The sequence below is a fragment of the Streptomyces sp. MST-110588 genome, assembly GCF_022695595.1.
Classification (GTDB): Bacteria; Actinomycetota; Actinomycetes; order Streptomycetales; family Streptomycetaceae; genus Streptomyces.
Window position 1 is genome coordinate 1,912,627 of sequence record NZ_CP074380.1, and the last position, 19,360, is coordinate 1,931,986.

Genomic DNA, 19,360 nt, shown 5'->3' on the forward strand with positions numbered 1-19,360 from the left:
GTGGTCCGTACGTCCGGCGCTGTACGTCCGGCGTCGTACGTGGTGCCGTGCGGCCGTCCCCGCGCCCGGGTCACGCGCGAGGACGGCTGCCCGGCACCGGGTTCAGCCCAGGGCCGTGACCAGCCAGGCGGGGTCGACGGTGCCCTCGGCGACGATGACGGCGGGGCCGGTCATCTCGACGGTCCCGTCGGGCAGCTCGGTGATCGCCAGGCTGCCGCCCAGGACGTCGACGGTGTACGTGACGGGGCTGCCGGTCACCGAAGGGTCCGCGCCGTCGCGGCGGGCGGCGGCCACGGCCACGGCGCAGGCGCCCGTCCCGCAGGACCGGGTCTCCCCGGCTCCGCGCTCGTGCACCCGCATCGCCACGTGGCGCGGGCCGCGGTCGGCCACGAACTCGATGTTCACGCCGTCCGGGTAGACCGGGGCGGGGGCGAAGGCCGGGGCGTCCTTCAGGTCTCCGGCGTGGGCCAGGTCCTCGACGAAGGCCACGGCGTGCGGGTTGCCCATGTTGACGTTACGGGCCGGCCAGTGGCGGCCGTCCACGGTGACCGTGACCGTCTCCTCGGGGAGCACCGCCTTGCCCATGGACACCGTCACCTCGCCGCTCCCGGCGACGCGCACGGTGCGCACGCCGGAGCGGGTGGCGATCGCCACCTCGCCCGGCTCGACCAGCCCGGCGTGCAGGAGGTAGCGCGCGAAGACGCGGACACCGTTGCCGCACATCTCCGCGATCGAGCCGTCGCCGTTGCGGTAGTCCATGAACCACTCGGCCTCGTCGGCCATGGGGCGCGCTTCGGGGTGCGCCGCGGCCCGTACGACGCGCAGCAGGCCGTCGCCGCCGATACCGGCCCGGCGGTCACAGATCCGCGCGACCGCCGCCGCGGGCAGCTCCCGGCGGCCTTCGGGGTCCGGGAGGATGACGAAGTCGTTCTCGGTGCCGTGCCCCTTGGCGAAGGCGACGCTGTGCTCGGTGCTCATCCCCGCATCGTACGGGGGCGCCGCGGCCCTCAGCGCAGCCGGGCCACGCGCCAGATGGCCAGCGCGGCCGGGACCGCCACCACGGCGACGTAGGCCAGCACCACGCGCCATTCCGGGCGGCGGCCGGAGCCGCGGGCGGGCAGGCCGGGCCAGGGGTAGCCGACCCGGCGGGCGGCCATCATGCCCCAGCCGGCGGCGCAGCAGGACAGCAGCAGTCCGAGCATGGCGATCATCGCGCCGCCGTCGCCGCCGAACTCGAAGGCGAGGGGGAAGGCGAACATCAGCGACCCGACGGCGGCCAGCCCCACGATGGGGGCGAGCTGCCACAGGCGCAGCCGGCGGGGCGGGCGCAGTTCACGGAAGGACTCGCCGCCCTTGGGGACGTCCGGGTCCTGGGCGTCGGGGCCGTCCGAGCCGTCCAGGGCGTCCCGGTCACCGGGCTCGCCGAGCCCGTCCGCGCCGTTGACGCCCTCCGTCCCGCCCGTGCCGTCCAGCCCGTCGAGGTCCGCGAGGGCAGCCGGTTCCTCCAGCGTGCCCGGTTCGTCCCGGGGGCCCGGAGGGCCGGGGCTGTCCGGTGCCGTGGGCGGGGCGTCGCCGCGGGCCCCGTCCGGTTTTTGTGGTCTGTTGCGAGGGCCGGCCTCCATCGCCACGCGCCCTCCCCATTCACGACTTCACGCATCGATCGAAGGTCGATGATGACACGCTCCCAGGGGCCCGGATGACGGGCGGGGCGTCCCGATGCCATGACGTGATCAGGCTGTGACCGGTCGTTCGAGCAACGCCAGGGCCAGACCGGTGAGTTCCTCGCGCCGGTCGGCGGCACCGCTGAGCCAGTGGACCCGTGGGTCCCGGCGGAACCAGGAGTCCTGACGGCGCGCGAAGCGCTTGGTGGCGCGTACGGTTTCCTCGCGCGCCTCCTGCTCCGTGCACTCGCCCGCCAACTGCGCCAGCACCTGCTGGTACCCGAGCGCGCGGGAGGCCGTGCGCCCCTCGCGCAGTCCCGCGCCCTCCAGGCGCCGTACCTCCTCGACGAGTCCTTCGTCCCACATCCGGTCCACCCGCGCGGCTATCCGCCCGTCCAGCTCGGGGCGCTCGACGTCGACCCCGATCTGGAGTGTGTCGTAGAACGCCTCGTGACCCGGGAGGTTGGCGGTGAAGGGGCGGCCGGTGATCTCGATGACCTCCAGGGCCCGTACGATGCGGCGGCCGTTGCCGGGCAGGATGGCGCGGGCGGCCTCGGGGTCGGCGGCGGCCAGCCGGGCGTGCAGCGCGCCGCTGCCCAGCTCCGCCAGCTCCTCCTCCAGCCGGGCCCGTACCTCCGGGTCGGTGCCGGGGAAGTCCAGGGCGTCGATGGCGGCGCGTACGTACAGGCCGGAGCCGCCCACCAGGACCGGGGTGCGGCCGGCGGCGAGCAGCCGGTCGATCTCGGCGCGGGCCAGCCGCTGGTACTCGGCGACGCTGGCCGCCTCGGTGACGTCCCAGACGTCCAGCAGGTGGTGCGGCACATTCCGGCGCTCGGCCACCGTCAGCTTGGCGGTACCGATGTCCATGCCCCGGTAGAGCTGCATGGAGTCGGCGTTGACGACCTCGCCGCCCAGGTGCCGGGCGAGCGCGACGCCCAGATCGGACTTTCCGGCCGCGGTGGGGCCGACGACGGCGATGACCCGGGGTACGGGAACTGCGGTGTTCACCTCGTCAGTCTCGCAAACCTCGGGGCTTCATCTCGAATGAGCGACGTAACGGTCGGCCTTCGGGTTCGTTGCCTGTTGCGAGGTTCCGACAGCCGGTTCACGGGCCGGTGCCCGCGGGCGGCGCAATGGGACGCTCCGCGCAGCGCGGGATTTCGCCCACACGAGTAAGGTCTGGAGTAGATATGGGCGTGTTTTCACGGTTTCGCCGCCGTAAGGACGAGGCGTCGACAGAAGAGGCGGCTGCCGCGGCGGTGACGGCGGAGTCTCAGGCCCAGGGGGCCGGCGAAGAGGCCGCGGATTCCACTTCGGGGGACGACGGCGCCGAGGAGGCCGAGGGGGAGGCCACGGGCGCGCGGACGGACGAGGGCGACACCGCGGCGGCCGAGGGCGTCGAGATCCCCAAGCAGCAGTCCGCCGAGGCGGCAGCCGACAGTGAGGCGGGCGAGGGCGCCCGCCAGTGACGGGGTGAGCGGACGGGCGGCGCGGTGGTCACGGCGGCGCGGGCCCCGTCCCGGAATCCGTACGGGAAACGGCCGGGGAGCACACGCTCCGCGGCCGTTTCCGTGTCCACGAACGCCGGCTCGCCGGCCTGACGGTCTGACGGCCCGGTGACTGGGTGGCCGGCGGCCGGACGGCTTGACGGCCGGCGGCTGAACGGCTGGTGAGTCGGTGGCGCGCCGTCCCGGTGGTTCGGAGGGCCGGAGGGCCGGTGGGCCGGAGGCTCTACGACCAGGCCGCGACGAAGTAGCCCACCCCGTACGGCGCTTCCTCGCGCAGCAGTTCACCGCTCAGGCCCGCTCCCCGGGCGGCCCCGGCCAGTACGTGCCAGCAGGCCCGGCCGGACGCCTTGAGCGCGGCGGCCAGCTCCTCGTCCAGTGCGCTCAGCGCCGCCACGTCGGCGGTTCCCAGCGCGCGGGCCGCCTCGGCGTCGAACGCCTCGGCCCGCTCGTCGAAGTAGCCCGGCGCCTTGACCGAACGGCAGGCGCTGCCGTCCCCCATGACCAGCAGCGCCACCCGCCCGGCCGACGCGGCGATCTCCTGCCCGGCCTGGAGGCAGCGGTCCCGCTCCAGGGTCTCTGCGACCCCCAGCCCCTCCACGGGGGCGTCGGCCCAGTCCGTACGGCCCAGCAGCCAGGCGCCGACGGCCAGCGACGGCGGCAGCGACCGGCCGGCGGACGGGTCGGAGGGGGCCGGGGCGGCGGAGGGGACCGACGGGCCCAGCCGGACCTCCAGGTCCACGCCGAAGCCGCGGAAGGATCCGACGGCCCCCTGCGGGTACGGGCCCCGGCCGTCCTGCCCGGCCGGGCCGAGCACGACGAGCCGGTCGGGCCGGGCCGCGGCGAGCACACCGACGGCGTCCAGGCACGCGGCCCGCAGACCGTCCAGTTCGGGCGCGGCACCCGAGGCGACCTCGGGCACCAGAAGGGGCGGGCAGGGGCAGACTGCGGCGGCTACGAGCATGTCTGGCAGCGTAGCCGCCCGCCCCGCGCCCGGCCGCGCCCGACTGCCGGCTCGTACGGACCGGCCCGCCGCCCGTGACGACCGGAACAGCGCACAACGGCCCGGAACAGCGTTACAGAAACGCCCGATGAGACCGCAGAAACGCGGTAACGGCGTTACAGAGGGCAGCAGGGCAGCACGGCAGGTCAGCGCGGCAGGCACCTCCGTAACAGCGTTACGGAGGTGCCTCACCCAGGCGTATCCCTGGAGCCGGAGCCCTTACGCGTCGCAGCCGCAGCCCGGCGCGGCAGCCGCGAGCGGCGCCGGGGCCGGCGCGCCGATCTTCGGCAGGCCCAGCATCACGCCGGCCGGCTTCTGCACCGGGGCGGCGTTGCGCTTCTCCCAGGCGTCGCCCGCCCGCGTACGGCGTACGGCCTTGGCGGGCCCCTCGGCGAGCAGGTGGTGGGGGGGCGTAGGTGACCTCGACGGTCACCACGTCACCCGGCCGGACCGGCTCCTGCGGGCGGGTGAAGTGCACGAGGCGGTTGTCGGGCGCACGCCCGGACAGACGGTGGGTGGCGTCGTCCTTGCGACCCTCGCCTTCGGCGACCAGCACCTCCAGGGTGCGGCCGACCTGCTTCTTGTTCTCCTCCCAGGAGATCTCCTCCTGGAGGGCGACCAGCCGCTCGTAGCGCTCCTGGACGACGGCCTTGGGGATCTGGCCGTCCATCTCGGCGGCCGGGGTCCCGGGCCGCTTGGAGTACTGGAAGGTGAACGCCTGCGCGAAGCGGGACTCCCGGACGACGTGCAGGGTCTGCTCGAAGTCCTCGTCCGTCTCACCGGGGAAGCCGACGATGATGTCGGTGGAGATGGCGGCGTCCGGCATGGCGGCGCGCACCTTCTCGATGATGCCGAGGTAACGCTCCTGCCGGTAGGAGCGGCGCATGGCCTTCAGGACCGTGTCGGAACCGGACTGGAGCGGCATGTGCAACTGCGGCATGACGTTGGGGGTCTCGGCCATCGCCGCGATGACGTCGTCGGTGAAGTCGCGCGGGTGCGGCGAGGTGAAGCGGACCCGCTCCAGGCCCTCGATCTTCCCGCAGGCCCGCAGCAGCTTGCTGAAAGCCTCGCGGTCGCCGATGTCCGAGCCGTAGGCGTTGACGTTCTGGCCGAGCAGGGTGATCTCGCTGACGCCCTCGGCGACCAGGGCCTCCACCTCGGCGAGGATGTCGCCGGGCCGGCGGTCCTTCTCCTTGCCGCGCAGCGCCGGGACGATGCAGAAGGTGCAGGTGTTGTTGCAGCCCACCGAGATGGAGACCCAGGCCGCATACGCGCTCTCGCGGCGGGTGGGCAGCGTCGAGGGGAACGCCTCCAGCGATTCGGCGATCTCGACCTGCGCCTCCTCCTGGATACGGGCCCGCTCCAGAAGCACCGGCAGCTTGCCGATGTTGTGGGTGCCGAAGACCACGTCGACCCAGGGGGCCTTCTTGACGATGGTGTCGCGGTCCTTCTGGGCCAGGCAGCCGCCCACGGCGATCTGCATGCCCGGCCGCTGCGCCTTCTTGGGCGCGAGCTGGCCGAGGTTGCCGTACAGGCGGTTGTCCGCGTTCTCCCGTACCGCGCACGTGTTGAAGACGACGACGTCGGCACCGTCGGCGTCCTTGGGCGCGCGTACGTATCCGGCGTCCTCCAGGAGGCCCGAGAGCCGCTCGGAGTCGTGGACGTTCATCTGGCACCCGTAGGTGCGAATCTCGTAGCTTCTGGTTGCGCCCACTTCGTCCACTGCTCCGGTCCGGTCCCTGCTCGTCATCCCTCCAGGGTAAGGGGGGCCGGGGGAAGCCCGTGCAGGCGCGGTACGGCGCAGCCGGTCCGGTACGCCGCGCCGCAGCCGTCCCGGCCGGGCGGCGGGCACGGCAGCCGGGAGCCGTGCCCGGGTCGTGATGCGGCGGGCCCTCCCCTTCCCGGGGCCGGGCTGGCAGGATCTCCGCCATGCTCACAGCACTCCCCCGCATCGGCAGGCGCCGGGCGCTGCAGGCGGTCGCGGGCCTGGCCGGGCTCGGCCTGCTGCTGTGGTGGCTGCTGCCGCTGGGCGGCCCGCCCTCCCCCAGCGGCCGGGTGACACTGGCCACCGGCGTCCCGACCGGGGTGTACGCCCGGTACGGCGAGCTGCTGCGGCAGGACCTGCGCGAGGACCTGCCGGACCTGGACGTACGGCTGACCCGCAGCGAAGGCTCGGTCGACAACCTGCGGCAGCTCACCTCGGGCCGGGCGCAGTTCGCGATCGCGACGGCCGACGCGGTGGCCGAGTACCGGCGCAAAGGAGAGCGCGGCGCGCAGCGGCTGCGGGCCTGCGCGCGGCTGTACGACGACTACATCCAGCTCGTGGTGCCCGAGGACTCGCCGGTCCACTCGGCCAAGGGCCTGGCGCGGCTGCGGGTGGGGGTGGGCGCGGACGGCTCCGGCGTCCAGCTCATCACCCGGCGGCTGATGGAGGCTGCCGGGCTGGACTTCAAGCGGGACATCACGGCGGTACGGGTCGGGATCGACCGGATGCCGGGGATGCTGGAGCGCAAGGAGCTGGACGCCTTCGTGTGGTCCGGCGGGCTGCCGACCAGCGCGGTACAGCAGCTCGCGCGCCGGACGCCCGTACGGCTCGTCCAGCTCGCGGACCTGATCCAGCCGCTGCACAAACAGGGGGAGCGCAGCCGGTACTTCCGGGCGGCCGTCATGCCGGCCGACGCCTATCCGCAGGTCCAGCACGGTCAGGCGGTCAAGACCATCGCGGTCGCGAACCTTCTGGTGACCATGGATGGGGAGGACGCCGGGCTGACGGAGGGCATCACCCGTACGGTGATCAAGAGCCGGGACTGGATCGGGCGGGAGGTGCACGCGGCGCAGAAGGTGGATCTGCGGACGGCGGTCTTCACCGATCCGCTGCCGTTGCACGAGGGTGCGCGCCGCTATTACCAGTCGGAGAAGCCCTGATCCGGGCCGGTACGGGCCGATGCCGGTACCGGCCCGGGAACAACCGGGTCAGGCCACTCCAGGCCAGGTACTCCCAGACACGGACGCATTGCCCAGAGTCCGGACACAGTCACATATAGACGTCACATACCGACGTACGCACTCAGACGCGCGGCGCCCGCGTCGAGCGGCGGGCGGGCCGCCCGCCCCCGCTGCGTCCGCCGGCGCCCGTACCACGGCCACCGCCGCCGCCCGTACCGCCGCGACCGCCACCGCTCACCGCGCCACGACCGCCGCCGGTGCCGTTGCCGCCGCCCGTGGCGGCGGCGCCCCCACGACCCCGCCGCGACCGGCGACGCCCGCCGCCGGAGGAGGCGGCGGACGAGGACGCCGACGCGCCCTGCCCCTGCGGCGTCGGCGCCGTGAGGACCACCGGCACGCCGGACGGGGCCTGGGCACCGGTGATCCTTATGAGTTCGCCGTCGCCGGGGCGCACCCGCGCCGTCCCCGGCGTGATCTTCGCCCGGGCCATCAGCCGGTTCATGTCCCGGCGCTGCTCGGGGGTGACGAGGGTGACGACCGTGCCGGACTCGCCGGCCCGCGCGGTCCGCCCGCCGCGGTGCAGATAGTCCTTGGCCTCGGTCGGCGGGTCGACGTTCACCACCAGGTCGAGCCCGTCGATGTGGATGCCGCGGGCCGCGACGTTGGTGGCGATCAGCGCGGTCGCGTGGCCCGTACGGAACTGCTCCAGGGTGCGGGTGCGCTGCGGCTGGGACTTGCCGCCGTGCAGCGCCGCGGCCCGTACGCCCTGGGCCAGCAGGTGCTTGGTGAGCCGGTCGGCGCCGCGCTTGGTGTCCACGAACATGATCACGCGGCCGTCGCGGGCGGCGATCTCGGTGGCGGTGGCCCGCTTGTCGGTGGCCTCCACGTACAGGACGTGGTGGTCCATGGTGGTGACGGTCGCGGCCGAGGGGTCCACGGAGTGGGTCACCGGGTCGGTCAGGAAGCGGCGCACCAGCTTGTCGACATTACGGTCCAGCGTCGCGGAGAACAGCATCCGCTGGCCGTTCGGGTCGACCTTCTCCATCAGGCGGGTGACCTGCGGCAGGAAGCCCATGTCGGTCATCTGGTCGGCCTCGTCCAGGACGGTGATCGCGACCTGGTCGAGCGCGCAGGCGCGGCGGTCCAGCAGGTCGGCGAGCCGGCCGGGGGTGGCGACCAGGATCTCGGCGCCCTTGCGCAGCGCCTCGACCTGGCGGGTGATGGAGGTGCCGCCGACGACGGTGGCGGTGCGCAGGTCCAGCGCGCGGGCGTACGGCGTGAGCGCGTCGGTGACCTGGGTGGCCAGTTCGCGGGTGGGGACCAGCACCATCGCCAGCGGGCACTTGCTCTGCGCGCGGCGCCCCGCCGTACGGCTGAGCATCGCCAGCCCGAAGGCCAGTGTCTTGCCGGAGCCGGTCCGGCCGCGGCCCAGCACGTCGCGGCCCGCGAGCGTGGCGGGCAGGGTGGCGGCCTGGATGGGGAACGGCTCGGTGACGCCCTGCTCCCGCAGCGCGGTCAGGAGGGCCGGTGCCAGCGGCAGCTCGTCGAAGGTGGTGGCGGGCCCGGTCCGGGGGGACGGCTGCCGTGCGGACTGCTGTGGGACGGCGCTCGGTCGCGATGCGGTCGCTCGTGTCACTGAAGACCCTTCTGCGGAGGGAGAGGCGGGGTGGTGCCGGGGCGGGGTGCGGTGCGGCGCGCGGGTGCCGCCGGGGCACCGGTGCCGTACGCCGTACGGATCTTCCCGGAGATCCAGGGGTCTTCCTGGAGGCCGTACGGATACGGACGGGGCCCGCACCGGACGGCCGGTGCGGGCCCGCTCCGCGCGAGAGCCTGGTGGACACGCGGTCCAAGGGAACCATGCGGTCCAAGGGAACCATGTGGCCCGAGGGGACCGTGCGGTCCCAGGGAACCACGCGGCCCGGTCGGACCGGACGGCCCGATCAGAGCGCGCGGCTCATCAGAGCGCGAGGTCGGATCAGATCGCGCGGATGTTCTCCGCCTGCGGACCCTTGGGGCCCTGCGTGACGTCGAACTCGACCTTCTGGCCTTCGAGCAGCTCACGGAAGCCCTGGGCCTGGATGTTGGAGTAGTGGGCGAAGACGTCGGAGCCGCCGCCGTCCTGCTCGATGAAGCCGAAGCCCTTTTCCGCGTTGAACCACTTCACGGTGCCGGTAGCCATGTTTTTCTCCTTCATGGGGCAATACGGAGACCGCACCGTGCGGCCTCCACGTCGCCGAGATGATCGCCCCACACCGGAGGTCTGACGTCCGGAAAAACACGGAACGCCCGGGGCTACCAGCCTCCGGGCGCACACAACGTTCATGGGTACCACAACTGCAACTCCTCCAACGTAACACACGACCTCACGGCGCGGTACGGGGGACGGTCACGGTCACCCGCAGCCCGTGGGGGCGGTGCGGCGCGAAGGACAGGCGGGCCCCGCCGGGGGCGAGCAGCGCCCTGGAGATCGACAGGCCCAGGCCCGAGCCGGAGACGTTCTGGTGGCGTCCGCTGCGCCAGAAGCGGTCGCCCACGCGCGTCAGCTCCTCGTCGGTCAGGCCGGGGCCGTGGTCGGTGACGGTGACGGTGACGGTGTCCCCGTCGGCGGCGGCGACGACCGTGACCCGCTCTCCGCGCGGGGTGAACTTCAGGGCGTTGTCTACGACGGCGTCCAGGGCGCTGGAGAGGGCGACCGGGTCGGCCCAGCCGGTGACGGCGCCGTGACCCTCGTACGCCAGGCGCACCCCCTTGTCGTCGGCCAGCGGACGCCAGGCGTCGACGCGCTCGGCGGCCAGCGCCGCGACATCGGTGAGCTCCAGGTCGCCGGCGGCGTGTTCGGCCAGCGCCAGATCCAGGAGGTCGTCCAGGACACGTGCCAGCCGCTTGCCCTCCGTACGGACCGAGGCGACCTCCTCGTTGCCCTCGGGGAGTTCCAGGGCGAGCAGTTCGATACGCAGCAGCAGGGCGGCCAGCGGGTTGCGGAGCTGGTGGGAGGCGTCGGCCACGAAGGCGCGCTGCTGTTCCAGGACGTCCTCGACGTGGTCGGCCATCTCGTTGAAGGAGCGGGCCAGACGGCGCAGTTCGGGCGGCCCGGAGGCGGCGGCGACCCGGGACTTCATGCGGCCGGTGGCGATGTCGTGGCTGGCGGCGTCCAGGACGCGTACGGGACGCAGCACCCATCCGGTGAGGCGGAAGGCGGCGGCGACGGCGACGAGCACGGCGGCGCACTCGCCCGCGCCGATCAGCAGCCAGCCATGGAGGATGCGGGCACGCATCTGTCCGGTGGGTGAGTCGGTGACCACGACGGCGACCACGTCACCGTCCCGGATGACGGGCGAGGCCACCGCGATCCGGCCGTCCTGGGAACCGTCGCCCCAGGGCCACACCTGGCGGGGGTCGTGGCTGCGGCGGCCGGCGAGGGCTTCCTTGAACGCCTGCTCGCCCTCGCCCGCCTTGGGGACGCCCCAGCCCGTGGGGGCCGCGGCCATGGGGGTGCGGTCGCGGAAGAAGACGCCGGCGCGGATGCCGTACAGGTCGTGGTAGCGCCGGAGTTCGGCGCTGAGGGTGGCGTGCCGCTCGTCCTCGTCGGGCGTCTTGTCGTCGGCGTCGGGGCGCGCGGTGACGTACTGCGCCAGGGAGGCGAAGCGCGCCGCGTCGTCGATCCGGTCGACGACGACCCGCTGCTGCTCGACGCCGGCGGTGATCACGGCGAGCGGGATGCCGAGCGCGAGCAGCACGGCGGCCATCAGAGCGAGCAGGAGCGGGAGGAGTCGGGCGCGCACGGGTTTGCGAAAGCCTTCAGGAGGCCGGGGCGGCGGGCGGCGGCCCGCCCGGCGCCACGGACGCCGGTCCGCCCGGCAGGGCGAGCCGGTAGCCGACGCCGCGCACCGTCTCTATGAGAGCGGGCATCCTCAGCTTGGCGCGCAGCGAGGCGACGTGGACCTCCAGTGTGCGTCCCGTACCCTCCCAACTGGTCCGCCACACCTCGCTGATGATCTGTTCCCGGCGGAAGACGACGCCCGGGCGCTGGGCGAGGAGGGCGAGCAGGTCGAACTCCTTGCGGGTGAGGGGGACGGCGGTGCCCTCCACGCAGACCCGGCGGGTGGCCGTCTCGACGGTGACGGCGCCCAGGCGCAGGGTCTCCTCGGTGGTCTCGTCCTCGGTGGTCTCGCCGGGACCGGCCGTCGTACGGCGGCTGACGGCGTGGATGCGGGCGAGCAACTCCCCGGTGTCGTACGGCTTGACGACGTAGTCGTCGGCCCCGAGGTTGAGGCCGTGGATGCGCGAGCGTACGTCCGCGCGGGCGGTGACCATGATGACGGGGGTGGTGCTGATCTTGCGGATGCGTCCGCAGACCTCGAAGCCGTCCTGGTCGGGCAGGCCCAGGTCGAGCAGGACGACACCGAAGGGCGCCGCGTGGTCGGGGAGCAGGGCGGTCAGGGCCTCTTCGCCGTTGCGGGCGTGGGTGACGTCGAAGCCGTGCCGGGCCAGCACCGCGGACAGGGCCGCGGCGACATGGTCGTCGTCCTCCACGAGCAGCAGTCTCATCGGCCCTCCTCCTTGGGTGTGCTGGATGCGCCCGGGTACGTACGGGGGTACGGGCGCCCGGGCGTGCGGTGGCCCGTGCGGCGGCGGCCGTGCGCGCGAGCGGCCACAGGGCATCTACCGCGATCGGGGGCACGCGCGTCAAGAGCCGGCCGGCGGATAGCGGCTTCCGTTATCCAGCCGGTACCCCGGCCGCACCCCCCGCGCCCTGTTCACGCAGAGTGTCCGTTTGCGGCCGGATCGTTATGCTCAAGTTCCCCTCAGATCTGATGACGTTGATCGCAGGGCGTCACTAGGGTCCTCCCAACCGAGGAGGACGGAGCTACCCGCCGATGAGCGAAGTATCGGTGACCAAGAAGGCCGGGGGTCCCGCGCCGGCAGGCGACCCGCTGGTCGTGCTGGACAACGTCAACAAGCACTTCGGCGCGCTGCACGTGCTCCAGGACATCGACCTGACGATCCGGCGCGGCGAGGTCGTCGTGGTGATCGGCCCTTCCGGGTCCGGCAAGTCGACGCTGTGCCGAACGATCAACCGCCTGGAGACCGTGGACTCCGGACGCATCACCATCGACGGCAAGCCCCTGCCACAGGAGGGCCGCGAACTGGCGCGGCTCCGTGCCGACGTCGGCATGGTCTTCCAGTCCTTCAACCTCTTCGCGCACAAGACCGTGCTCGAAAACGTGATGCTGGGGCAGCTCAAGGTCCGTAGGACGGAGCGGCGGGCGGCCGAGGTCAAGGCCCGCAAGCTGCTGGACCGGGTGGGTGTCGGCGCGCAGGCGGGCAAGTACCCCGCGCAGCTCTCCGGCGGCCAGCAGCAGCGCGTGGCGATCGCCCGCGCGCTGGCCATGGGCCCCAAGGTGATGCTCTTCGACGAGCCGACCTCCGCGCTGGACCCCGAGATGATCAACGAGGTGCTGGAGGTCATGCAGCAGCTCGCCCAGGACGGCATGACGATGGTCGTGGTCACCCACGAGATGGGGTTCGCGCGCTCCGCGGCCAACCGCGTCGTCTTCATGGCGGACGGCCGGATCGTCGAGGAGGCCGAGCCGGACCAGTTCTTCAACAACCCGCGCAGCGACCGGGCCAAGGACTTCTTGTCCAAGATCCTCCACCACTGAGCCCGCGGTGGGCCACCATGATTGCCAACACTTGCTGAATCGAGGGAAGTTCGACATGAGGATGCGTAAGACGGCCGCGGCGGGCGCGGTGGCGATCGCGCTGGCGGCGACGGCGACGGCGTGCGGCGGCGAGTCGGGTACGCCGGGCGACAAGTCCGCGGGAGCCAAGGTCTTCACGGGTACGTACCCGGTCGCCAGCGGCGTCAAGCTGGACTCTCCCACGCTCAAGAGGGCGCAGGAGCGCAAGAAGCTGGTCATCGGCGCCAAGGCGGACCAGCCGTTCCTCGGCTTCCAGAACACCGACGGCAAGCGCACCGGCTTCGACATCGAGATCGCGAAGATGATCGCCGCCGACCTGGGCTTCGCGGAGAACCAGATCGAGTTCCAGACGGTCGACTCCAACGTCCGTGAGACCTCGATCTCCAAGGGCCAGGTCGACTTCTTCGTCGGTACGTACACCATCAACGAGGAGCGCAAGAAGCAGGTCGGCTTCGCGGGCCCGTACTACACCGCCGGCGCGGACCTCCTGGTGCGCAAGGACGAGACGACCATCACCGGCCCGACGTCCCTCAAGGGCAAGAAGGTCTGCTCCATCGTCGGCTCCACGCCGCTCCAGGAGATCAAGAAGCCGAAGTACGGCGCGGTCACCACCGAGCTGGCCAAGTACTCGCAGTGCGTCACGCAGTTGATCGACAAGCAGGTGGACGCGGTCACCACCGACGACGCGATCCTCAAGGGGTACGCGGCGGAGCGCCCGAAGAAGCTCAAGGTCCTGGACAAGCCGTTCACCAAGGAGCCCTACGGCGTCGGCCTGAACAAGGACGACAAGGCGCTGCGCCTGGCGATCACCGAGGCGATCGAGAAGCACATCAAGAACGGTGACTACAAGAAGGCGTACGAGGGCACGCTCGGCAAGTCCGGCTCGGCGTACGTCGCGCCGCAGACGCCGCTGCCGCGCGACTGACGGCGCTGTGCGCCCGGGTGCCGTCGTGGCGGTCCGGGCGCCGAGACGGCCCGGTGCCGCGCTTCCGGGGGCGGTGTCCTTAACCGCCGCGCTCCCGGGGACGGTGCCCCTGCCCGCCGCGCTTCCGGGGCGGTGTCCCTGACCGCCGCGCTTCCGGGGCGGTGTCCCTGACTGTCACGCTTCCGGGGGCCGCGCTCCGGAGGCCGTACGCCACGGTGCCACGCTCCCGCCCCGCCCGAACGCCGCCGGCCGCGCGCCGGGGTGCGCCCCGTACGCCCGCCGTGGCGGGAGTGCGGGGCGCACTGCCTGCCGACCGTCCGCCGCTGATCCGCCGCTGACCTGACCGCTACCGCGGAGAACCCATGAACGTACTCCTCGATCATCTCCCCGAGTTCCGCGAAGGGTTCCTGGGAACCCTGTCGATCACCGCGGCCAGCGCGGCACTCGCCCTCGTCCTGGGCGTCCTCATCGCCGGCTTCCGGGTCTCGCCCGTCCCCCCGCTGCGCGCCTTCGGGACGGCCTGGGTGACGCTGCTGCGCAACACGCCGCTGACCCTGCTGTTCCTGGTCGCCTTCTTCGTGGTCCCGCAGATCCTCTTCCCCGGTACGAGCTCGTTCGTGCTGGCCACCCTGGCGCTGGGCCTGTACACGTCCTCCTTCATCTGCGAGACCGTGCGCTCGGGCATCAACACCGTGGCGCTGGGCCAGGCGGAGGCGGCGCGCAGCCTGGGCATGACGTTCTTCCAGACCCTGCGCCTGGTCATCCTGCCGCAGGCCACCCGGAGCGTGATCCCGCCGATGAGCAGCATCTTCATCGCACTCACCAAGAACTCGGCCATTGCGGGCGCGTTCAGCAACGACGAGCTGTTCAAAGTCTCCAAAGGGCTCAGCGACGAGGGCTTCCCGATCGCCTGGATCTTCCTGTGGATCGCCCTCGCCTACTTGATCATCACCTTCGCCATCAGCGGCCTGTTCCGGCTGCTGGAGCGTCGCCTGGAGGTGGCCCGATGACCAGCAGTGTTCTCTACGACGCGCCCGGCCCCAAGGCCCGGACCCGCAACATCATCTACTCCGTCATCGGCGGGCTGGCGCTGATCGCGCTGCTCGTCTTCGTCGTGCTGCGGCTACAGGCCAAGGGTCAGTTCGAGCCGGAGATGTGGAACATCTTCAACTACGCGGGTGTGCAGAACAGCATCCGCGACGGCCTGCTGACCACGCTCCAGGTCTTCGCGGTGGCCGCGGTGCTCTCCCTGGTGCTCGGCGTGCTGCTGGCCGTCGCCCGGCTCTCGGACCACAAGCCGGTGCGCTGGCTGGCCACCGCCTTCATCGAGGTCTTCCGCGCCGTCCCCCTGCTGATCACCATCTACGCCCTGTGGGTGCTCTTCCTGTCCTACAAGACCGAGCTGGGCCTCACCGGCGACGCCACACAGTTCTGGGCGCTGGTGATCGGCCTGACCGTCTACAACGGCTCGGTGCAGGCCGAGGTGCTGCGGGCGGGCATCCTCTCGGTCCCCAAGGGGCAGTCCGAGGCGGCGTACGCGCTGGGCATGCGCAAGACGCAGGTCATGACGACGGTGCTGGTGCCGCAGGCCGTACGGGCCATGCTGCCCACGATCATCAGCCAGTTGGTGGTGACCCTCAAGGACACCTCGCTCGGCTATGTCATCACCTATCAGGAGCTGCTGTACGCGATCCAGCAGATGGCGGCCACCATCGTCGTCAACGACAACAATCCGTACGTGCCGATGATCATCGTCGGCGGTGCGATCTACGTGGCGGTCTGTCTGCTGCTGACCACTCTGGCCAACTGGATCGAGCGGCGCGGGCGGCGGGCCAAGACCGGTATCGCGGTGGCGACCGCCGGGGAGCCGGTCGCGGCGACGGACGCGCTGGACGCGATCGACGGCGCCACCACGGAGGAGCCGGTCCGCACGGCCAAGTGACGGCACGGGGGGCCGGCAGCCGTCGGATGTGACGGCGCAGGAGCCCGGCTGCCGTCGGACGCGGGTAGGGAAGCCGGCTGCCGTCGGACGCGGCAGGGAAGCCGGCTGCTCCTCGGACGCGGTGGCGTGCGGCATCGTGTGCGACGGCGTGAACCGTCGCTTGAGACGGCGTGAACCGTCGGGTGACCGTCGGGTGACCGTCGGGTGGAGGCAGTGGCGCGGGCGCCACTGCCTCTGTCACTTGACGCGGACGCCCGCAGTGGGTTGCATACGCTGTGTGATCGCGCACCGGGCTCCAACTGCCAGTTTCCGCACATCCCGTAAGCAGCACCGGGGTCGGGGAGCCGTGCTGTGGATCCGGTGATCGTGGTCGGGGCCGGGCCGGTCGGCCTCGCGCTGGCCCTCGCGCTCGCCCGGCACGAGGTGCGCTGCGTGGTCCTGGACGAGGCGCCGGCCGGATCCGGTGACGTACGCCCCGCCCGTACGGCCGTACTGAGCCCCGAGACGGCCGGATTCCTGGACCGGCTGGGCTGCCGGGACACCCTGGAGGCGGCCGGGACGCGCTGGGCGGCCTGGCGTACGGTCCACCGCCGCCGGCTCGTGGAGCGGGTGGAGTTCGACGGCGAGCAGCCCTCCCCCCTCCATGTGCCGCAGCACGCCTTGGTCCACGCGCTGCGGGCCGCGCTGGCCCGGGAGTACCTGGTGCGCGTCGTCCCCGGCAGCCGGCTGGACGCCCTGGAGCAGGACGAGCACGGCGTCCGCGCCCATACGCGCGGCGCCGACGCCCGCTGGTGGCAGGGCAGTTACCTGGTCGGCTGCGACGGTCCGCGGTCCACGGTCCGCAAGCTGCTGGAGATCCGCTTCCCGGGCCGTACGGCCGTCGAACGGCATGCCGTCGCCGCGCTGCGCACGGAACTGCCGTGGCCGGGCGAGGCGTTGGCGCACCGGGCGGCGCCGCGGTACGGCGGGGGCGGGGCGGGCCGTATGGACGGCGGTGGTCGTATCGGCGCTGGTCGAATGGGCGGTGCGGGTGGTGAGGTCAGTGCCCGGCCGCTCCCGGACGGGGTGTGGCGGCTGGACTGGCTGCTGCCGCCGGGACGGGACCTGGTCACGCCGGATGCGCTGGTCGCCCGGATCCACGAGACCCTGGGGGGCTGGGCGGCGGAAGCCGGGGCGGGCGGTGCGGCGTGGGCCGTGAGCGACGCGGGAGAAGCGGCGGGCGCGGCGGCGGGACCGGCGCACGCACGGGCCGTACGGGACGGGCGCGACGAACGGAATGAGAGAGGTCAGCGGGGCGTAGGGGACGAGCGAAACGTACGGGACGGTCGGGCCGTACGGGACGGGCGAGGTGAGCCGGAAGGGCGGGGTGAGCCGGACGTCCCGGCGTACGAACTCCTGGACACCGGCGTGCACACCGTCCACCACCGCCTGGCACGGCGCTGGCGGCGCGGCCGGGCGTTCCTGGCCGGGGACGCCGCGCATCTGCTCGGCGCACTGGGCACACAAGGGCTGGAAGAAGGGCTGCGGGACGCCGAGAACCTGGCCTGGAAACTGGGTCTGGCCTGGCACCACGGCGCCTCGGAAGTGCTGCTGGACAGTTACCAGACCGAGCGGCGGAGCGCCGTGGCGACCCGGCTGCGCGCCGCCGACCAGGCGCTCGCTCTGCTGCGCGGCGGCGAGAGGGGGCGCTGGCGGGCCGTACTGCCGGGCGTCGCCCGCGGGCACACGGCCCTGCTGACGGACGGGCATCTGGGGCGCGGCTCACTGGGCGCGCCCCCCACGTACACCCGTACGCCGCTCGCGCCGGACGCCGACGCGCTCCCCGGCGAAATCCCGTTGGAGACCGTACCCGGCGCGCCGGTCCTGGACGTGCCGGTGACGGCGCCGGACGGGACGGTGGTCGGGCTGCGCGAGCGTCTGGGGCGCGGGCTGCTGGTGGTGCTGGTCGCCCCCGGGACGGGCGTGTGGGAGCGACGGCACTGGCTGTCGGCGGGGCTGATGCCGCTGCTGTCCGACGCGGTCAGCGCCCTGCCGATGGCGGCGGAGGTGCTGGTGGCGGAGGAGTACCCGGGCGCCGCGGCACACACGGTCCTGGTCGTACGGCCCGACGGGTACCTGGTGGCGGCACTGGCGGGGGTGCGGCCCGACGAGCTGACCGCGTGCGCCGAGGCGGTACGGGGCGGCTCGGCTGAGCGGACGGTGACCTCAGGGCGGGTGGCGGGTGAAGCGGACGGTGCACGGCGGACGCACGCCCCGGCGGCAGACACCCCGGGGAACAGCCCGCTCTCAAAAGAAGATTCGGACGACAAGCCGACGGACGGCCCGGGAGCTGCGGAAACGGAGATTTCCGAGGACCGGTCCGGCCATCCGGCGGTTGACCCTGCGTGAACCACCGTGCTTGACTCCGCAACGTGACGGTCAACGGCTCGCATCTGTGGCGGAGGGTCCATCTGGACCTGGTCCGCTACGCGGGCTGCGTATGTCCTCCGTCCTGCTGATCCGCTTCTTTCTTCCCTCGCGCGGCCCCGGGCGTCCTCGATCGTTCCCGGCTGCCGCGTCTCTTCGCGATCATTCAGGACGGTTTCCGTGCCCGACGTACGTACTTCGGCGCGCCCACGCGCCACCGGGGCCGACAACGGCCCCAGCTCCTGCGATCTCCTGGACTTCGTCCGCCGTACCGCCGCGGACGCACCGCTGATCGCCGCGCTGCCCCTGGACCCCGAAGGCCGCACCTGGATCCGGCTGGACGGCCCCGGCGGCAGCGAGGCATGGCTGATCGGCTGGCCGCCCGGCACGGGCACCGGCTGGCACGACCACGGCGGCTCGCGCGGCGCGTTCGCGACGGCGGCCGGCGAACTGACCGAACAGTCGCTCGCGGCCCAACTGCCCACCGAGGGCTGGAAAACCCTCGAACTGGCCGACGGCGTGGACCGTGAACGCACACTGCGCGACGGCCGGGGCCGCGCCTTCGGTCCGCACCACGTCCACCAGGTCCTCAACCTCTCCCCCGACACCCACGCCGTTTCTGTACACGCCTACCACCCGCCGCTGCCACTGATGCGGCGCTACAGCCGCAGCGGGCCGGTCCTGCGCCTGGAAGAAGTGGAACTCCCACAGGAATGGCAATGAACGATCACGACCACGATCACGACCACCCGAACACATCGATGCATATCCGCACAGACAGGCCCACGGCCGCCCCCTCCGAGGCCAGCGCCATCGACACGCTGCTGGAGCGCGCTCGCCGCGAGCTGGACCGGGTGGGGCCGCGGGAAGCCGCCGCTCTCCAGGAGAGCGGCGGGCTGCTGGTGGACATCCGGTACGCGGCGCTGCGCGAGCGGGACGGCACCATCCCCGGCGCCCTGATCGTCGAACGCAACGAACTGGAATGGCGCCTGGACCCCACCAGCGAGCACCGTGCCCCCGAGGCCACCGGTCACGATCTGCCGGTCGTGGTGGTATGCGACGAGGGGTACGCCTCCAGTCTGGCAGCCGTCTCACTACGTCGCCTGGGCCTCCACCAGGCCACCGACCTGACCGGCGGCTTCCAGGCATGGCGCGCAGCAGGCCTCCCCACCCACAACTGACCCACCCGACCACCCGCCGACACCAGCGGGATGTCTCACGAAGCGACGTATCGAGCGGCTGCGGTGGGTTGGTTGGTGGGTGGGCGGGT

General features: G+C 72.6%; 18 protein-coding genes and 1 pseudogene. 10 read left to right on the forward strand and 9 right to left on the reverse strand.

What is annotated here, in order from left to right; all coding sequences use genetic code 11:
- Nucleotides 1–102: 102 nt before the first annotated feature.
- The 3 genes from dapF to miaA all read right to left on the reverse strand — a co-directional run bounded on the left by dapF (nt 103) and on the right by miaA (nt 2,669).
- A complete protein-coding gene (gene dapF / locus KGS77_RS08320; protein ID WP_242579935.1) occupies nt 103–978 on the reverse strand; it encodes a diaminopimelate epimerase in 876 nt (291 codons plus the stop codon).
- A 29-nt stretch (nt 979–1,007) separates the two neighbouring features.
- Nucleotides 1,008–1,622, reverse strand: a complete 615-nt coding sequence (locus KGS77_RS08325; protein WP_242579936.1) for a hypothetical protein — start codon at nt 1,620–1,622, stop codon at nt 1,008–1,010.
- A 108-nt stretch (nt 1,623–1,730) separates the two neighbouring features.
- The gene (miaA, locus tag KGS77_RS08330; RefSeq protein WP_242579937.1) at nt 1,731–2,669 is read right to left on the reverse strand and encodes a tRNA (adenosine(37)-N6)-dimethylallyltransferase MiaA; all 939 of its coding nucleotides are present in this window, start codon (nt 2,667–2,669) and stop codon (nt 1,731–1,733) included.
- A gap of 182 nt (nt 2,670–2,851) precedes the next feature.
- Between miaA and KGS77_RS08335 the strand changes: the two genes are divergently transcribed.
- Entirely contained in the window at nt 2,852–3,130 is a 279-nt protein-coding gene (locus KGS77_RS08335) for a hypothetical protein (RefSeq protein WP_242579940.1), read from the forward strand.
- A gap of 262 nt (nt 3,131–3,392) precedes the next feature.
- On the opposite strand, the gene KGS77_RS08340 is transcribed toward KGS77_RS08335, so the two are convergent.
- Together KGS77_RS08340 and miaB are read right to left on the reverse strand one after the other, a co-directional pair.
- On the reverse strand, nt 3,393–4,130 hold the full coding sequence (locus KGS77_RS08340) for a class III extradiol dioxygenase subunit B-like domain-containing protein (RefSeq protein WP_242579943.1): 738 nt from the start codon (nt 4,128–4,130) through the stop codon (nt 3,393–3,395).
- A 258-nt stretch (nt 4,131–4,388) separates the two neighbouring features.
- Nucleotides 4,389–5,919 (reverse strand): annotated as a pseudogene (gene miaB, locus KGS77_RS08345) (tRNA (N6-isopentenyl adenosine(37)-C2)-methylthiotransferase MiaB).
- Between the two features lie 179 nt (nt 5,920–6,098).
- Here miaB and KGS77_RS08350 point away from each other — a divergent pair.
- Entirely contained in the window at nt 6,099–7,094 is a 996-nt protein-coding gene (locus KGS77_RS08350) for a TAXI family TRAP transporter solute-binding subunit (RefSeq protein WP_242579945.1), read from the forward strand.
- 142 nt (nt 7,095–7,236) lie between these two features.
- Here the strand turns inward: KGS77_RS08350 and KGS77_RS08355 are convergent, their stop codons facing one another.
- The 4 genes from KGS77_RS08355 to KGS77_RS08370 form a co-directional block, all read right to left on the reverse strand.
- A complete protein-coding gene (locus KGS77_RS08355; RefSeq protein ID WP_242587353.1) occupies nt 7,237–8,655 on the reverse strand; it encodes a DEAD/DEAH box helicase in 1,419 nt (472 codons plus the stop codon).
- A 435-nt stretch (nt 8,656–9,090) separates the two neighbouring features.
- Nucleotides 9,091–9,294 (reverse strand): cold-shock protein, encoded by a 204-nt coding sequence (locus KGS77_RS08360; protein WP_242579946.1) that lies wholly within the window; start codon nt 9,292–9,294, stop codon nt 9,091–9,093.
- Between the two features lie 184 nt (nt 9,295–9,478).
- Entirely contained in the window at nt 9,479–10,897 is a 1,419-nt protein-coding gene (locus tag KGS77_RS08365) for a HAMP domain-containing sensor histidine kinase (protein WP_242579947.1), read from the reverse strand.
- A gap of 16 nt (nt 10,898–10,913) precedes the next feature.
- Complete coding sequence (locus KGS77_RS08370) at nt 10,914–11,663, reverse strand: response regulator transcription factor (RefSeq protein WP_242579949.1); 750 nt, start codon at nt 11,661–11,663, stop codon at nt 10,914–10,916.
- A 329-nt stretch (nt 11,664–11,992) separates the two neighbouring features.
- Between KGS77_RS08370 and KGS77_RS08375 the strand changes: the two genes are divergently transcribed.
- From KGS77_RS08375 to KGS77_RS08405, 8 genes are all read left to right on the forward strand, one after another.
- Nucleotides 11,993–12,778, forward strand: coding sequence for an amino acid ABC transporter ATP-binding protein (locus KGS77_RS08375; RefSeq protein ID WP_277994205.1), 786 nt, complete (start codon nt 11,993–11,995; stop codon nt 12,776–12,778).
- 55 nt (nt 12,779–12,833) lie between these two features.
- Nucleotides 12,834–13,742, forward strand: coding sequence for a glutamate ABC transporter substrate-binding protein (locus KGS77_RS08380; protein ID WP_242579951.1), 909 nt, complete (start codon nt 12,834–12,836; stop codon nt 13,740–13,742).
- Between the two features lie 362 nt (nt 13,743–14,104).
- Nucleotides 14,105–14,752, forward strand: coding sequence for an amino acid ABC transporter permease (locus KGS77_RS08385; protein WP_242579953.1), 648 nt, complete (start codon nt 14,105–14,107; stop codon nt 14,750–14,752).
- The gene (locus KGS77_RS08390; RefSeq protein WP_242579955.1) at nt 14,749–15,684 is read left to right on the forward strand and encodes an amino acid ABC transporter permease; all 936 of its coding nucleotides are present in this window, start codon (nt 14,749–14,751) and stop codon (nt 15,682–15,684) included. Before KGS77_RS08385 ends, KGS77_RS08390 begins: the two co-directional genes overlap by 4 nt.
- A gap of 351 nt (nt 15,685–16,035) precedes the next feature.
- The gene (locus tag KGS77_RS08395) at nt 16,036–18,072 is read left to right on the forward strand and encodes an FAD-dependent monooxygenase (RefSeq protein WP_242579958.1); all 2,037 of its coding nucleotides are present in this window, start codon (nt 16,036–16,038) and stop codon (nt 18,070–18,072) included.
- 23 nt (nt 18,073–18,095) lie between these two features.
- Entirely contained in the window at nt 18,096–18,182 is an 87-nt protein-coding gene (locus KGS77_RS34925) for a putative leader peptide (protein WP_347404580.1), read from the forward strand.
- Between the two features lie 88 nt (nt 18,183–18,270).
- Entirely contained in the window at nt 18,271–18,813 is a 543-nt protein-coding gene (locus KGS77_RS08400) for a cysteine dioxygenase (protein WP_242579960.1), read from the forward strand.
- Between the two features lie 38 nt (nt 18,814–18,851).
- Complete coding sequence (locus KGS77_RS08405) at nt 18,852–19,271, forward strand: rhodanese-like domain-containing protein (protein WP_242587355.1); 420 nt, start codon at nt 18,852–18,854, stop codon at nt 19,269–19,271.
- Nucleotides 19,272–19,360 lie beyond the last annotated feature (89 nt).

Excerpts from the sequence above, each read along its gene's own strand:
- KGS77_RS08390 (WP_242579955.1), top strand. The coding sequence starts at position 14,749 with ATGACCAGCAGTGTTCTCTACGACGCGCCCGGCCCCAAGGCCCGGACC.
- KGS77_RS08360 (WP_242579946.1), bottom strand. The coding sequence starts at position 9,294 with ATGGCTACCGGCACCGTGAAGTGGTTCAACGCGGAAAAGGGCTTCGGC.
- KGS77_RS08350 (WP_242579945.1), top strand. The coding sequence starts at position 6,099 with ATGCTCACAGCACTCCCCCGCATCGGCAGGCGCCGGGCGCTGCAGGCG.
- KGS77_RS08380 (WP_242579951.1), top strand. The coding sequence starts at position 12,834 with ATGAGGATGCGTAAGACGGCCGCGGCGGGCGCGGTGGCGATCGCGCTG.
- dapF (WP_242579935.1), bottom strand. The coding sequence starts at position 978 with ATGAGCACCGAGCACAGCGTCGCCTTCGCCAAGGGGCACGGCACCGAG.
- KGS77_RS08375 (WP_277994205.1), top strand. The coding sequence starts at position 11,993 with ATGAGCGAAGTATCGGTGACCAAGAAGGCCGGGGGTCCCGCGCCGGCA.
- KGS77_RS08385 (WP_242579953.1), top strand. The coding sequence starts at position 14,105 with ATGAACGTACTCCTCGATCATCTCCCCGAGTTCCGCGAAGGGTTCCTG.
- KGS77_RS08340 (WP_242579943.1), bottom strand. The coding sequence starts at position 4,130 with ATGCTCGTAGCCGCCGCAGTCTGCCCCTGCCCGCCCCTTCTGGTGCCC.
- KGS77_RS08325 (WP_242579936.1), bottom strand. The coding sequence starts at position 1,622 with ATGGAGGCCGGCCCTCGCAACAGACCACAAAAACCGGACGGGGCCCGC.
- KGS77_RS08405 (WP_242587355.1), top strand. The coding sequence starts at position 18,852 with ATGCATATCCGCACAGACAGGCCCACGGCCGCCCCCTCCGAGGCCAGC.
- KGS77_RS08370 (WP_242579949.1), bottom strand. The coding sequence starts at position 11,663 with ATGAGACTGCTGCTCGTGGAGGACGACGACCATGTCGCCGCGGCCCTG.
- KGS77_RS08335 (WP_242579940.1), top strand. The coding sequence starts at position 2,852 with ATGGGCGTGTTTTCACGGTTTCGCCGCCGTAAGGACGAGGCGTCGACA.